The organism is Dactylosporangium sp. NPDC005572, assembly GCF_040605515.1.
Classification (GTDB): Bacteria; Actinomycetota; Actinomycetes; order Mycobacteriales; family Micromonosporaceae; genus Dactylosporangium.
The window spans coordinates 34133-47823 of record NZ_JBEXCY010000028.1 but is presented as its reverse complement, the minus strand read 5'-3'; the positions used below and the strand labels follow the sequence as shown (position 1 = coordinate 47823).

Annotated in this window: 11 protein-coding genes; all 11 read right to left on the bottom strand. The window is 70.8% G+C overall.

What is annotated here, in order from left to right:
• Positions 1–3 precede the first annotated feature (3 nt).
• From ABZS66_RS16810 to ABZS66_RS16760, 11 genes are read right to left on the bottom strand one after another with little or no spacing between them, the layout of a single operon-like run.
• On the bottom strand, positions 4–999 hold the full coding sequence (locus ABZS66_RS16810) for a zinc-binding dehydrogenase (RefSeq protein ID WP_354758425.1): 996 nt from the start codon (positions 997–999) through the stop codon (positions 4–6).
• A 2-nt stretch (positions 1000–1001) separates the two neighbouring features.
• Positions 1002–2549: an FAD-dependent oxidoreductase gene (locus ABZS66_RS16805; protein WP_354758423.1), complete on the bottom strand. Its 1548-nt coding sequence runs from the start codon at positions 2547–2549 to the stop codon at positions 1002–1004.
• A 29-nt stretch (positions 2550–2578) separates the two neighbouring features.
• Positions 2579–3694, bottom strand: a complete 1116-nt coding sequence (locus tag ABZS66_RS16800) for a Zn-dependent alcohol dehydrogenase (protein ID WP_354758422.1) — start codon at positions 3692–3694, stop codon at positions 2579–2581.
• Entirely contained in the window at positions 3694–4854 is a 1161-nt protein-coding gene (locus tag ABZS66_RS16795; RefSeq protein ID WP_354758420.1) for an acyl-CoA dehydrogenase family protein, read from the bottom strand. The genes ABZS66_RS16800 and ABZS66_RS16795 overlap by 1 nt, the downstream gene beginning before the upstream one ends.
• Before the next feature lie 18 nt (positions 4855–4872).
• Complete coding sequence (locus ABZS66_RS16790) at positions 4873–6060, bottom strand: acyl-CoA dehydrogenase family protein (RefSeq protein WP_354758418.1); 1188 nt, start codon at positions 6058–6060, stop codon at positions 4873–4875.
• A 52-nt stretch (positions 6061–6112) separates the two neighbouring features.
• Positions 6113–7084, bottom strand: a complete 972-nt coding sequence (locus ABZS66_RS16785) for a hydroxymethylglutaryl-CoA lyase (RefSeq protein ID WP_354758416.1) — start codon at positions 7082–7084, stop codon at positions 6113–6115.
• Positions 7081–7881: an enoyl-CoA hydratase-related protein gene (locus ABZS66_RS16780; RefSeq protein WP_354758414.1), complete on the bottom strand. Its 801-nt coding sequence runs from the start codon at positions 7879–7881 to the stop codon at positions 7081–7083. Before ABZS66_RS16780 ends, ABZS66_RS16785 begins: the two co-directional genes overlap by 4 nt.
• Positions 7878–9101, bottom strand: coding sequence for a cytochrome P450 (locus ABZS66_RS16775; RefSeq protein ID WP_354758412.1), 1224 nt, complete (start codon positions 9099–9101; stop codon positions 7878–7880). The genes ABZS66_RS16780 and ABZS66_RS16775 overlap by 4 nt, the downstream gene beginning before the upstream one ends.
• Before the next feature lie 14 nt (positions 9102–9115).
• Positions 9116–10684 carry an AMP-binding protein gene (locus ABZS66_RS16770; RefSeq protein ID WP_354758410.1) on the bottom strand — a complete coding sequence of 523 codons (1569 nt, stop codon included), beginning with the start codon at positions 10682–10684 and terminating at the stop codon, positions 9116–9118.
• Positions 10674–11498 carry an enoyl-CoA hydratase/isomerase family protein gene (locus tag ABZS66_RS16765; protein WP_354758408.1) on the bottom strand — a complete coding sequence of 275 codons (825 nt, stop codon included), beginning with the start codon at positions 11496–11498 and terminating at the stop codon, positions 10674–10676. The genes ABZS66_RS16770 and ABZS66_RS16765 overlap by 11 nt, the downstream gene beginning before the upstream one ends.
• On the bottom strand, positions 11495–13681 hold the full coding sequence (locus ABZS66_RS16760) for a 3-hydroxyacyl-CoA dehydrogenase NAD-binding domain-containing protein (RefSeq protein ID WP_354758406.1): 2187 nt from the start codon (positions 13679–13681) through the stop codon (positions 11495–11497). Before ABZS66_RS16760 ends, ABZS66_RS16765 begins: the two co-directional genes overlap by 4 nt.
• Between the last annotated feature and the right edge of the window lie 10 nt (positions 13682–13691).

The window sequence follows — 13691 nt, the reverse complement described above, 5'->3', positions numbered from 1 at the left end:
CGCTCACGATGCGGTCCCCACGGTGAAGTCGATGACCACTCGGCCATCCACGATCCGGCTGCGCAGCGCCTCGATCCCGTGCCGGATGCCGGCTGGCGTTACGACCAGGCCGACGCCGGGTGTGATGCGACCGGCGGCCAGCAAGCACAGGAGCCGGTTCCAGGACGGTTCCAGGAGTTCGGGTTGCTCGGCGAGCAGCCGGCCGATGTGCACGCCACAGACGCTGATCGACCGTTGCCACAGCAGTGGCAGCTTGAGCCGCTGGGGCGGGGTGCCCGACGACGCGCCGATGGTGACCAGACGGCCGAACGGGGCCAGCAGCCGTGCGCTGCGGTCGAACACGTCGCCGCCGACCGATTCCAGGACGACGTCCACTCCCCGGCCGCCGGTGCGTTCCCGCACGAGGTCTGCGAAGTCGTCGTATCCTGCGCTCGCTGTTGCCCCCGCTGCCTCCGCCGCGGCCCGGCGGGCCGGGCTGCCGGCGGTGGCCAGGACCAGGCCGGCGTCGAGCACGTGAGCCAGCTGCACAGCGCTGCGGCCGACGCCGCCGGCGGCCGCGTGCACCAGCACCGAGCGTCCCGCCGTGAGGCCGCCCACGGCGACCAGCGCAGCGTCCGCGGTGAGGAACGACGTGGTGAACGCTGCCGCGTCCAGGTCGGACAACGCATCCGGAGTGCGGCGGACCAAGCCTGAGGGCGCCGCCACATACTCGGCGAATGCCCCCGGGCCGGCCAGGAAGCCGAACACCCGGTCCCCGGGCCTGTGCTGAGCCTGCTCCCCGGCCGCCACGACCTCCCCGGCGAACTCGTGACCGCAGACGAAGGGTGGATCGGGTACCGCGCCGACGTACCCGCCTTCCATCTGCAGCACGTCGCTCCATGCCAGCGCGGCCGCGCGGACCTGCACGACGACGCCTCCCGGGGCCGGGGACGGATCCGCGACCTCCTCCCACGTCGCCGAACGCCCGCCCGCGTGGTCACGAACGACGAACGCCTGCACGGTCAGCGTCCCCAGGGCGCGAGCAGCTGGGTGTAGTCCTTGCCCGTCACCGCGCTGACCGTGAGGGTGGCGCCGTGTCCGACACCGTCGGTGGCGATGCCCCACTGGGCGGTCGTGTCGCCGGCGTGGAACAGGTTGTGCAGGGTGGGGTGCTTGACGGGGAGCCGCCGGTCGCCGAGCTGGCCGGGCGAGATCGACAGTCCGTACATGTCCTTGGCTCGGGTGAAGTAGCCCCATTCGTACACGTCGTCCCACTGCGGGTACTGGGCCCGGAAGAACTCGTAGATCCGCTCGACGAGCGCGGCGATGAGCGCATCGTTGTTGATCTCAGCGGGCCCGAACGGGTTCTCCGGGTACAGCGAGATCCAGGTGTTGAGCAGGCACTTGCCCGCCGGGGCGCGGGTCGGGTCCGCCTCGCTGGTCTGCTCGAACGAGAAGATCGACGCACCGCCGATCACGCCGAGGTCCTCGGTGCCGGGCAGCCGCCGGATACTGAAGTCCCCGGCGCGCCCGTCGCCGGTCTCGATCGGCTCCTTGAGGCCGATGAAGCCGAGCAGGCCGGCGAGCGGGAACTGGGTCTTGATCCGCTGCCGGAAGTCCAGCGGCCAGTACCTGTCCGCAAGCACGCGGCCCAGGTGCCGGGCCGGGACGTTGTTGATGACGACCGCGGCGCGCAGCTCCTGCTCGGGTCCGTGCGCCGGTTTGAACCGCACACCGACGGCGGTGTTGCCCTCGACCAGGATCTCCCGCACAGGGCTGTCGGTCAGGATCTCGCCACCGTTCTCCAGGATCACCTCGGCGAAGGTGGTGGCGACGTTCTTGAACCCGCCGGTGACGACGCCGCCGCCCCCGCCTCGCTGGAAGTGCGTCCCCGCCATGTTGTTCATGTTGTTGACCCGGATGATCTCTCCGGCCGAGACGGTGGCGGGGTCGTTCAGACCGGCGGAGTAGCAGCCCATGAGGCCGTAGTAGTCGATGACCCGCTGGTCCGTGGTGACGGACTCCAGAAACGACTGGTAGTCGACGTGGTCGTACTCGTGGGACTGCTCCACCGAGATCCGTGAGGTGTGCTGGGCGACCCGGCGCCGTTCCTCCTGTGAGTCCCTCGGCCAGCCTGCGGCGATCTCGCTGAGTTGTCTGAACCGGCCGTCCTCGAAGTAGAGGAAGCCGACTGTCGGCGATATGTTGATCTTCTTGCCGAGCGCGGTGGCGAGCTGCGCGAATCGGTTGCGGGGTCCCACCGACATCTGGTGCCAGCCGGTGTCGATGATCCAGTTCTTGAAGAGCCCGTGCTTCTCGACAATGCTGGAGAAGTCCGGATCGGAGTACACGATCTTCGAGTGTCCGCAGGCGGCGAGGCTGGTGCGGTACTCCTCCTCGGTGAGATCCGGGTTGTGCGCGTACCCGTACGACATGATCTTGCCGCCGATGTCGGGGTTGCGCTCGAGCACGACGACCCGGCGGCCCTCAAGCTTGGCCAGCAAGGCGCCGCAGATGAGGCCGCCCAAGCCGGCGCCCACGATGATCACGTCGGGTTCGGACATCGCCATGGTTCGTTCCTTCGGTTGCAGTGTCTTGGTCAGGACTGGCACAGGACGACGCCGCGCAGGTTGTGCCCGTCCTTCAGGTCACGGAATCCGGTGTTGACGTCCTCGAGCCGGTACCGCTGGCTGACCTGGGTGTCGAGGTCCAGCAGCCCGTCCTGGTAGAGCCCGAGCAGGCGGGGGATCTCCACGTTCGGGTTGGCCGAGCCCGACAGGGATCCGACGATCTGCTTCTCCCGCATGGTGACGTCGAAGAGGTTCAGCGTCAGTGGCTGCGGCCCGGCGGCGGCCAGGCTGCACAACACGATGCAGCCGAGCTTGGCGGTCATACGCAGGATCGGCTGCAGCACGTCGCCCCGCGCGACGTCCATGGTCACGACGACCCGGCTCGACATCCGGCCCTTGGTCTCCGCCTTGATCAGGTCGTAGGCGCTCTCCAGCCCGTCAGCCACATGGGTGGCGCCGAACTGCAGGGCCAGCTCCCGCTTGGCCGGCACCGGGTCGACCGCGAAGATCCGCCGAGCGCCGGCGAACCTTGCGGCCTGCACGGCGTTCACCCCCACCCCACCGGTGCCCACGATGGTGACATCGTCGCCGGGCCGGATCCCCGAGGCGTGGACGACCGCGCCCCAACCAGTGATCACCGCGCAGCTGACCAGGCATGCCCGGTCCAACGGGACCGCCGGGTCCACCGGGATGCACTGTGCCTCGGAGATGACGGAGTGCCGGCTGAAGGTGCCGAGCAGGCACATGAGTGCCAGGTCGCGGCCACGTGCGGTGTGCCGCGCGGTCTGGTCGAGCAACTGCCGGCCCGACCCCATGATCCCCAGGCGGTCGCACTGGTTCTGATGGCCGGACGCGCACGACGGGCAGATGCCGCAGGACGGGACCGAGGAGAAGACGACGTGGTCGCCCGGCTTGACGCGGCTGACCCCGGGTCCGATCTCCTCAACGACACCGGCTCCCTCGTGGCCCCCGATGATCGGCAGCGCCGACGGCAGGGTCCCGGTGCTGAGGAAGGCGTCGGAGTGGCACAGACCCGTGGCCTCGATCCGCACCCGTACCTCGCCGTGGCGTGGGGCGGCGAGCTCGATCGGCTCGACGCTCCAGTCCTCGCCGCGGCCCCACAGGATGGCGGCTTCGGTGCGCATCAGAACGACCTCGGCATGCCGAGCCGCTCGGCGATGAAGTTCCGCGACATCTCCCCCGTGATGGGGGCTATCCGAAACAGTCTCGCGTCACGCCAGTACCGCTGCATGTCCGTCTCGGCCGAGTACCCCATGCCGCCGAGCAGCTGCAACCCGACATCGGCGGCCTCGACGGCGTACTCCGACGTGATCATCTTGGCCATCGTGGCCGCGCTCGCCGACGGCCGACCCTGGGTCATCAGCCAGGCGGCGTGGTAGGCGACCAGTTCGGAGGTGTGCCGCCAGGCCGCGATGTCCACGACCTTGTGCTGCAGGGCCTGGAAATGCTCGATCGTCCGGCCGAACGCCTCCCGTTCGTGCAGGTAGCGCAGGGCGTCCTCGAGGATGCCGTCGAGGATGCCGGTACAGCAGGCCGACAGGAGCACCTTGTCGGCGTTGAGGCCCTGCACGATGCCCTTCCACCCCTGCCCGCGGGGTCCGACGATGTTGTCCACAGGCACCCGGACGTCGTCGAGGAAGACCTCGTAGGAGGCCAGCGCACGGACGCCGAGCTTGGGGATGTGCCGCATGTCCAGACCCCGGGTCGAACGGGGTACGAGAATCAGGTTGTTGCCCGCCGCCCTGCCCTCGTCACTGATGTTCACGGCCAGCACGACGAGGTAGTCGGCGTTGCCGGCCCCGGTGGACCAGGTCTTCTGACCGTTGATCACCCACTGGTCACCGTCGAGGCGGGACGTGGTCCGCAGGGCGCCGAGTATGTCAGTGCCGCCGCCGGGCTCGGTGACCCCGATCGCGAAGTTCACCTCACCGCGCGCCATCAGGGGCAGCAGGGTCCGCTTCTGCGTCTCCGAGCCCGCGGCCAGCAGCGTCAGCGTGCCACCGACGGCCGGGGCCAGCCAGGTCGCCACCAGCCCGGCCAGGTTCCGCGACAGTTCCCGGGCGCCGATGGCCTGGGTGAAGACCGTGCCGCCCTGCCCGCCGTACTCCTCCGGGATCCCGATGCCGTGGAAGCCGGCCTCGGAAAGGTCGTCCCACAGCTCCTGCGGGAAGGTCTGCCCGCTGGCCTCGAGCTCGCGGGCTCTGCTCTTGGGCCAGCGCTGCTCCACCCACTCGCGGGCGGTGTCGCGCCAGGCGAGGTCGGTATCGCTGAGATCGAAATCCATGATGTGTGTCCGTGTCTCTCAGTAGGACTTCGGCAGGCCGAGCTTGCGCTCGGCGAGGTAGCAGAGGATGAGCTCGGGGCTGACCGGGGCCAGCCGGCAGAGCTTGACCTCACGCCAGAGCCGTTCGACGTGGTACTCCTTGGCGTAGCTGTAGCCGCCGAGCACCTGCATGGCCCGGTCGGCGGCCTCGAAGCCGTACTCGCCGCCGAGGAGCTTGGCGATGTTGGCCTCCGCTCCGCAGTCGCGCCCCTGGTCGTAGAGCGCCGCGCCGCGCAGGATCATCAGCCAGGCAGACTCCAGGCGCGCGTAGCTGTCGGCCAGTGGGAACTGCACCCCCTGGTTCTGGCCGATGGCCCGGCCGAAGACGTGCCGTTCCTTCGCGTAGTCCACGGCAAGGCCGAGCGCGGCCCGCCCGATGCCCACCGCCTCGGAGGCGACGAGGAGCCGCTCCGGGTTGAGGCCGTCGAGCAGCATCCGGAAGCCGCGGCCCTCCGCGCCGACCATGTCCCGGTCCGGCACGAGCAGGTCGTCGATGAAGAGCTCGTTGGAGTCGACCGCCGCCCGCCCGAGCTTCTCGATCTCCTTGACGGTGATGTGCCTGCGGTCGAGGTCGGTGAAGAAGAGGGTCAGCCCGGCGTCCTTCGGCTCCCCCGGCTCGGGGTCCCGGGTCCGGGTCAGCAGGAGGATCTTGTCGGCGACCTGCGCGGTACTGATCCAGACCTTGCGGCCGCTGACCAGCCAGTCGCTGCCGCGGCGGACCGCACGGGTGCGCAGGCTGGTGGTGTCCAGCCCGGAGTCCGGCTCGCTGACGCCGAAGGCGACCCGCATCCGGCCGGCGACGATGTCGGGCAGGTTCTCCTGCCGCATCTGCGGCGAACCGTGCTTCACCACGACGTTCGTGCCGAAGACGTTCATGTGGACGGCGCTGGCGGCGCTCAGTCCACCGCCCCGGGCGATCGCCTCCATCATCATCACGGCCTCGGAGATGCCGAGCCCCGAGCCGCCAAACTCGGTCGGCATGGCCAGCCCCAGCCAGCCCTGGGCGGCAGCGAACGCGAAGAACTCGTGCGGGAACGTCGCCGTACGGTCGGCCTCCCGCCAGTACTCGAGCGGGAACTTCTTCATCCCGGCGTCGACGGCGTTGCGGATGGCGAGCTGGTCCTCGGACAGGTCCCAGGCCCCGGTGGGTCGCGCGGGCGCGGTCATGGTCGTCTCCTTGCCTTCGTTGAGGTCTGCCTGCGCGAGCGCAGCCCGGCGGTCAGCCCGGCACCGTCGTTGCCCACGGGCGGGGCGCGCGGGCTTCGAGCCCGGCGCCGGTGCGCTGCACCTGGCTGCGGCCCGCGGCCCCCAGCAGCTGCTCGGCGCGCCGGCCGGCCGCGACGAGGGCGGCGACGTCGATCCCTGTGTCGAACCCGGCCCGCTCCAGCAGGACGACGATGTCCTCGGTGCTGACGTTGCCGGTCTCGCCCGCGTGATGCTGCTCCACCGATGCCGGCTCCCCGCCGATGCCGCCCAGACACGCGTCCACGCAACGCGCACCCGAGGTGACCGCCGCGTAGGTATTGGCGATCCCCGTGCCCCGCGTGTCGTGGAAGTGTGCGACGAGCTCCACATCCGGGTAGTCGCGCAGTGCGCGGGCGGTGTAGGCGGCCACCCGGACCGGATCGGCCAGCCCGGTGGTGTCGCTGAGCATGATGCGGCCCACCCCGAGCTCCACGAGCCGGTCGGCGATGGCGAAGACGGTGTCCTCCGCGACCGGCCCCGTAATGGGGCAGCCGAACGCGGTCGCCACCGCGGCGAGCACCGACAGCCCGCCGTCGCGGGCCACGCCGACCATCCGTTCGATCTCGCGAAGGTGCTCGTCGTGGGTCCGCCGGACGTTGGCGAGGTTGTGCACCTCAGATGCCGAGATGGGAAAGCCGATGGTGTCCACGCCGCCGCCCAGCTGGCGCCTGATGTCGAGGGCCCGTTCGACACCTCGGAGGTTCGGCGTCAGCACCCGGGTCCGTACGCCTGTGTCCGCGACCGCGGCGAGGACGTCCTCGGCGTCGGCGAACTGCGGCGCGTACTTCGGCGGGACCAGGGACGTCGCATCGATCTCGCGAATTCCGGCGGCGGCGACCTGGCGCAGCAGGGTGATCTTGTCCTCGACGGCGATGACGCGCGGCCAGGACTGCAGTCCGTCACGGGCCCAGCACTCGCAGACGAGGACCGGGGCAGGCGGGATCACCGGGCACCTCCGCCCCAGACGGGCCGCCGCCTCTCGGCGAAGGCGGCCACGCCCTCCTGGGCGTCTCCGGTGGCGGTGGCGACGCTGAGCGTCGCCTGGAGCAGGGCCAGCGCCTGCTCGGTGCCGGCGCCGAGCGACTGGTAGAAGCTCGTACGGCCCAGCCGGATGGCCGCCGGCGACTGGGCGGCGATGCGTTCGGCGACCCGGGTGACCGCGTCGTCCAGTTCGTCGGCGGGGACGACCTCGTTGACGAAACCGAGGCGCTGTCCCTCCGCCGCGCCGACCCTTCGGGCGGTCATCATCAGTTCGAGCGCCACCTTGGGCGGCATCGACCGAACGAGCGGGACGGTGATCATGTACGGCCACAGCCCGACCGCGACCTCGGGCGTCCCGAAGACGGCGTCGTCGGATGCGATCACGATGTCGCAGGCCATCGCCAGCCCGAAGCCGCCGGCCAGCGCGAAACCGCGCACCCGCGCGATCGTCGGGATGCCCGAGGACCACAGCGCCCGGAACAGCTCGGCGAGGTGTCCCCGGCCGGCGTGCGCCTGCTCGGCATCCAGGTCCTCGCCACGCAGGCCGCCGAGGTCTGCACCGGCGCAGAACGCCTGCTCCCCCGCGCCGGTGAGCACCAGCACCCGGACATCACCGTCCGCACGGGCCCGCAGGACGCCGTCGCGGAGCTCGGCGAGGGTCTCGAAGGTCATGGCGTTGCGCCGTTCGGGCCGGTCGATGGTGAGGGTGGCGACGTGCCCGTCGCGGGTGTAGCGCACGCCGCCCGGCGCTACGTCGCTCACGCCCGGGCCTTGGTGACATCGACCGGCAGGGAGAGCAGCGAACGCAGCACCGCGTTGTCCGCGTAGCGCGGCTGGAACGCCGGGTCCAGCTCGATGCGTTCCACCCGGTCAAGCAGGTGCTCCAGCGCGACGGTGGCCTCGAGCCGGGACAGCGCAGCGCCGAGGCAGAAGTGGATGCCCTTGCCGAAAGACAGGTGCGAGCGCGAGTTGCCGCGGTCCAGGTCGAACCGGTCGGGTTCGGTGAACACCGCCGGGTCCCGGTTTGCTGCGCCGGCGACGACCAGAAGCCGGCTGCCCTTGGGGACCGGCGTGCCGGCCACCTCGGTGTCCCGGGTGGCCAGCCGCACGCTGCCCTGCACGGGCGCTTCGAGCCGCAGCGCCTCCTCCACCGCAGCCGGGATCAGCGACCGGTCGGTGCGGATGCGCGCCAGCTGGTCGGGGTGGCGCAGCAACAGCAGCAGCAGGCTGGAGAGCAGGTTGACGGTGGTCTCGTTGCCGGCGACCAGCGTGACGTAGGAGATGGCCAGCATCTCTTCCGTCTGCAGGGGGCGCTCGTCGGCGGCCCGGGCCTCGAGCAGGAGGCCGAGGAAATCGTCGGAGGGCTGCAGCCGCCGCTCGGCGATGCGTTCGTCGAAGTATCCGAGTAGTTCCTGCAGTGACTGGTGGCATTCACGCGACCGTTGCTCGGTGAGGGTGCCGCCGAGGACCTCCGCCGCGTCGTCGGACCATTTCTGGAAGACGTCGAGATCGCTGCGCGGAACACCGAGGAAGTCGGCGATGACGATGAGGGGCAACGGCTGGGCGAGGTCGCGGACGAGGTCAACTCGGCCCTCGGCCGGCAGGGCGTCGACGAGGTCGTCGACGACCGTCCGGATCTTCGGCTCGAGCCCGGCGATGCGGCGGGCGGTGAAGGCCTTGGCGACCAGTTTGCGGTAGCGGGTGTGCGATGGCGGATCGTTGGTGAGCAAGGTGCGCACGACACGGTAGCCGGCATCCAGCGGTGCCTTGGCGGTGCTCATCAGCTCGCGCTGACGCAGGCCCGGACCGGCCTTGGAGGAGAACACCTCCGGCTGGGCGAGGACGGCCTCGCAGTCGGCGTGCCGGGTGACCAGATAGACGTCCTCGCCCGCGAGCCGATGTGCGGGATCGTTCGCGCGCAGCGCGGCGTAGTGCGGGTACGGACACTGGACGGTGGCGTCGTCGTAGAAGGCATCGGCCATGATCGCGGTACTCCTCACGCCGTCGACTCGGCACCGTCACGGGCTGCCCGTAACAGGTGCTTCTGGATCTTTCCGCTGGCCGTCCGCGGGAGGCGGTCGACGACGTGCCATTCCGCCGGCACCTTCGCCCGGGCGACGTCCTGCTCGGCCATGAACGCGGCGAGGGCCTGCGGCGTCGGTGGCTCGCTGTCGGGCCGGGCGACGACGAAGGCGCAGACCTTCTCACCCAGCCGCTCGTCGGGGACGCCCATCACGGCCACCTCTGCGATGTCGGGATGGCGATCGAGGACGTGCTCGATGTCCGCGGTGGAGAACTTCTCGCCGCCGCGGTTGATGATGTCCTTGGTACGCCCCGTGATGCGCATCCACCGGTCCTCCGACACAAGGCCGCGGTCGCCGGGATCGAACCAGCCGCCGTCGAACTGGGCTTGGTTGAGCTCGGGATCGGTGTAGCCGAGTAATAGCTGGGGGCTGCGGAACCAGATGTTGCCCTCGGTGCCGGGCGGCACCGGCTGTCGCAGCTCGTCGAGGATACGCACGTCGGTGTTGTCGGCCAGCTTGCCGTCCCACTCCGCCAGGCGGTCCAGCGGTGCGTCACGGGGGGCGAGCGTCACCACGCCGGCCGCCTCGGTCATCCCGTAGGTCCGGGCCGCCCACATGCCCAGGGCGTCGGCCCGCCGGATGAGCTCCGGCGCGGTGTTCGCCCCGCCGCTGACGTAATACCGCAGCACGTGCAGGCCCTCGGTACGGCGGCGCTCGTACTCCTCGACCAGGTCCTTGAGGAACACCGCGGCGCCGAGGGACCAGGTGACTCGGTGCTCGTCGATGAGCGCGACCGCCGCCGTCACGTCCCAGCGGGGCATGATCACCGCGCTCGCGCCGCACGTGAGCGGCACCAGCCCGGCGGCCAGCATGCCGGCGATGTGGGCGACCGGCGCGAGCGCGAGGCCCACGTGCGACTCGTCGACGCCCAGCCGGTCGTGGAACTGGCGGCCGCCGAAGATGACCGCGGGCGAGTTGAGCCGGACACCCTTCGGCGCCGACGTCGAGCCTGACGTGTACAGCCGCAGGCACTCGTCCTCGGCGGGCGACGGCTCGGGCATGGCGGCGGGGTCCGCCGTCGTACTGGCTGCGGGCAGGACCATCCAGCCGGGCACCGGCTCGTCCGGGTCGGCAAGGTAGCGCACGACCGGCTCGACCCCGACCGACTTGAGGCAGGAATCCAGTTCCTCGGCGAGGCGACGGTCACCGAGGCGGGCGGTGGTGACGACGGCGGCCGGCTTCGAGTCGCCGACGATGTCCAGCAGTTCGTGCGTACGGTAGATCGCGACGACCGGCACCGCGATCGCGCCGATACGCCACGCGGCTGCGGTGACGGCGAGCACTTCCAACCGGTTGACCATGAGCATCATCACCCGGTCGCCTCGGCTGACGCCGTGGGCGACGAGGTCGGCGGCGACGGCGTCCGACCACCGTCGGAGGTCGTTGAACGTCAGTGTCGTGTCGCCGAGCGTGGCGAATGTTCGTTCGCCCCACCGGTCGGCAGCGGCGGCGGTCAGGTCTCCAACTCGCTCAACGTCCATGCTGATCTCCTTGTGTGGTCCGTCCCAGGGGTGTTTGGTCGTCGGATCCGAATTGCGGTGATCGGGAGAGCGCAACGTAGGCCTCGATGCCCAGACCCGGCACCAGTTCGTCGTGGAGGGCCCGGCGGACCGGCCGGTACAGCAGCCGACGGGTGTGGCGCAACACGAGCGGATCCGCGGCGGCCAGGCCCAGAGCGAGCTCGGTGGCCCGGTCCAGCAGGCGCTCGCGCGGCACCACCTCGCCGACCACACCGAGGGCCAGTGCCTCCGCGGCGGGAATCCGCTGGCCCGCCAGGAGGAAGTGTCGGGCCCGGACCGGCCCGAGCACCATCGGCCAGAGCACCTGCATGCCGTCGCCGGGGACCAGCCCGCCGGCGAGGTGTGCCCTGTCCTCGAAGTATGTGTCCGTGGTGCACACGACCAGGTCGCAGAGCAGGACGAGCTCCGAATGTCCGGTCACCGGCCCGTTGACCGCGGCGACGATCGGGACGCTGAGGTCAGCCAGACCGTGCAGCATCCGGGTGGCCTCGCCGATGCCCCGCTCCCAGTCCGAGGGTTGCACGGTGCCGCTGCGGTACACCGCCCCGTAGTTCTCCGGGGTGCGGATGAACGCGTCGCCCGTCCCGGTGAGCACGACCACCCGGTTGGCCGCGTCGGAGCCCACGGCGTCCAGCAGCCGGGGAAACTCACGGTGGGCCAGCGCGGTCCAGGTGAGCGGCCCCTCCCGGTAGTGCAGCCGGACGGTGAGCACACCGTCGTCGGTGCGCCGCAGCTCGGCGGTCCGGAACTGCTCCGCGTACTCGGCCAGCTTCACCGGAGCTCACCTCCGCCGGCGGCGAGTTCGACCAGCGACGCAGGCGGCGCGAAGCGCTCGCCGTAACGCCCGGCAAGCTCGCGGCCGCGGGCGACGAAGCCGCCGGGCCCGCCCTCGTACTGGTTGACGTACTGCAGCACCCCACCGGTCCAGGCAGGGAACCCGATGCCCAGCAGCGAACCGACGTTACCGTCGGCGACCGACCGCAGCACCCCCTCGTCGAGACACCGCACGGCGTCGATCGCCTCGGCGAAGAGCATCCGCTCCTGCAGCTCGAACAGCGGATTACCCAGTTTCTGCGGACCGAAGCTGGTGGCCAGGCCGGGCCACAGCCCCGCCCGGCGTCCGTCGACGTAGTCGTAGAAACCGGCACCGGCCGCGCGGCCGGCGCGGCCGAACTCGTCGATCATCCTGTCGACGACCGCCGCCGCCGGGTGCACGGACAGTTCCAGCCCGGCCGCACGGGCGGCGGCCACCGTCTCCTGCCGGATCCGCCGGTTGAGGGTCAGGGAGATCTGGTCGATCAGCGCGAGCGCACCGATGGGATAGCCCGCCTGGGTGGCGGCCTGTTCGATGGTGGCGGCCGGGATGCCCTCCGCCACCATCGCGACCGCCTCGTCGAGGAACTGCGAGATGACCCGGCTGGTGAAGAATCCGCGGCTGTCGTTGACGACGATCGGAGTCTTGCGGATCTGCCGGGCGATGTCGATCGTCCGGGCGAGTGTCGCGTCGCTGGTCTTCGCGCCGACGACGATCTCCAGCAGCGGCATCTGGTCCACCGGTGAGAAGAAGTGGGTGCCGATGAAGTCCCCGGGAGCCGGAATGCCCTCGGCCAGCGCGGTGATGGGCAGGGTGGAGGTGTTCGAGGCGACCACGGCGCCGGGCGCCAGGTACGGCAGGACCTCGCCGATCACCCGTTGCTTGAGGTCAGGGTCCTCGAACACCGCCTCGATCAGGAGGTCGGCGCCCTGCGTGTCGGCTGCCGAGACCGTGGGCAGGATTCGCGCCAGAACCGTGTCCCGCTGCCGGGCGGTGCTGCGTCCCGCGCCGACGGCACGGTCGAACAGTCGTTCGCTGTACGCCTTGCCCCGTTCGGCCGCCTCCAGCGTGACGTCCTTGAGTACGACCTCCATACCGGCTTGGGCGCACACGTAGGCGATGCCGGCGCCCATCATCCCGGCACCCAGCACGGCCACCTTCGTCGCCCTGTGGGTCGGATAGCCGTCCGGGCGGCCGGCACCCCGCTCGATCGCCTGCAGGTCGAAGAAGCGCGACCGGATCAGGTTGGTCGAGATCTGACCGCAGATCAGCTCGACGCAGTACCGCGCCTCGATCAGCAGCGCGGTGTCGATGTCGACCTGGGCACCCTCGACCGCGGCGGCGACGAGGTTGCGCACGGCGGGCAGCAGCGGGCCGCGTGCCTGGCGGCGCAGCGTCGCGGGCAGTGCGGGCAGGTCGGCGGCCACACGGCGGTCGGCCGGGGTCCCACCCGGGATGGTGTACCCCGCGGTGTCCCACGGTTGGACGGCGTCCGGGTGTTCCGCGATCCAGCGGCGGGCGGCCGGCAGCAGCTGCGCCGGGTCGGTGACGAGTTCGTCGAGCAGGCCCAGCTCCAGCGCCGCGGCGGCCCGGACCGCCCGTCCTGTGAGCAGGACCTCGTGCAGCGCCCGGTCCAGGCCGAGGAGGCGTACGGTCCTCGTCACCCCGCCACCGCCGGGCAACAGGCCGAAGGTCACCTCGGGCAGACCGACGCGCAGCGTGGGTGTGTCGAGGCCGATGCGGCGGGTGCACGCGAGCGCCAACTCGAGGCCGCCGCCGAGCGCGGTGCCGTTGACCGCGGCGACGACCGGTCGCCCCAGCGTCTCCAGCCGCCGGGCAGCGCGGTGGAAACCGCGAATCAGGTCGGTCATCTGCGGTGCGTCCGCCGGCGTGGCCCGAAGGAGGTGCTCGAGGTCACCGCCGGCGGAGAAGGTCGTCTTGGCCGAGGTGATGACGACGCCGCTGATCTGGTCCTTCTTGGCGTGCAGGTGCTCCACCACGGCAGCGAACTCACGGCGGAACCGGTCGTTGAGCATGTTGACCGGCTGGTCGGGGTCGTCCATCGTCACGGTGACCACTCCGTCGGCGTCGACGTCCCAGCCGAACATGGGGTGTGGGGTGTCGGCGGGCGCATCCTGGGTCATGGCGGGCTCC

Bases quoted from the DNA above. Each gene is read 5' to 3' on its own strand.
- ABZS66_RS16760 (WP_354758406.1), bottom strand. From the start codon at position 13,681: ATGACCCAGGATGCGCCCGCCGACACCCCACACCCCATGTTCGGCTGG.
- ABZS66_RS16790 (WP_354758418.1), bottom strand. From the start codon at position 6,060: ATGACCGCGCCCGCGCGACCCACCGGGGCCTGGGACCTGTCCGAGGAC.
- ABZS66_RS16805 (WP_354758423.1), bottom strand. From the start codon at position 2,549: ATGGCGATGTCCGAACCCGACGTGATCATCGTGGGCGCCGGCTTGGGC.
- ABZS66_RS16795 (WP_354758420.1), bottom strand. From the start codon at position 4,854: ATGGATTTCGATCTCAGCGATACCGACCTCGCCTGGCGCGACACCGCC.
- ABZS66_RS16800 (WP_354758422.1), bottom strand. From the start codon at position 3,694: ATGCGCACCGAAGCCGCCATCCTGTGGGGCCGCGGCGAGGACTGGAGC.
- ABZS66_RS16775 (WP_354758412.1), bottom strand. From the start codon at position 9,101: ATGGCCGATGCCTTCTACGACGACGCCACCGTCCAGTGTCCGTACCCG.
- ABZS66_RS16770 (WP_354758410.1), bottom strand. From the start codon at position 10,684: ATGGACGTTGAGCGAGTTGGAGACCTGACCGCCGCCGCTGCCGACCGG.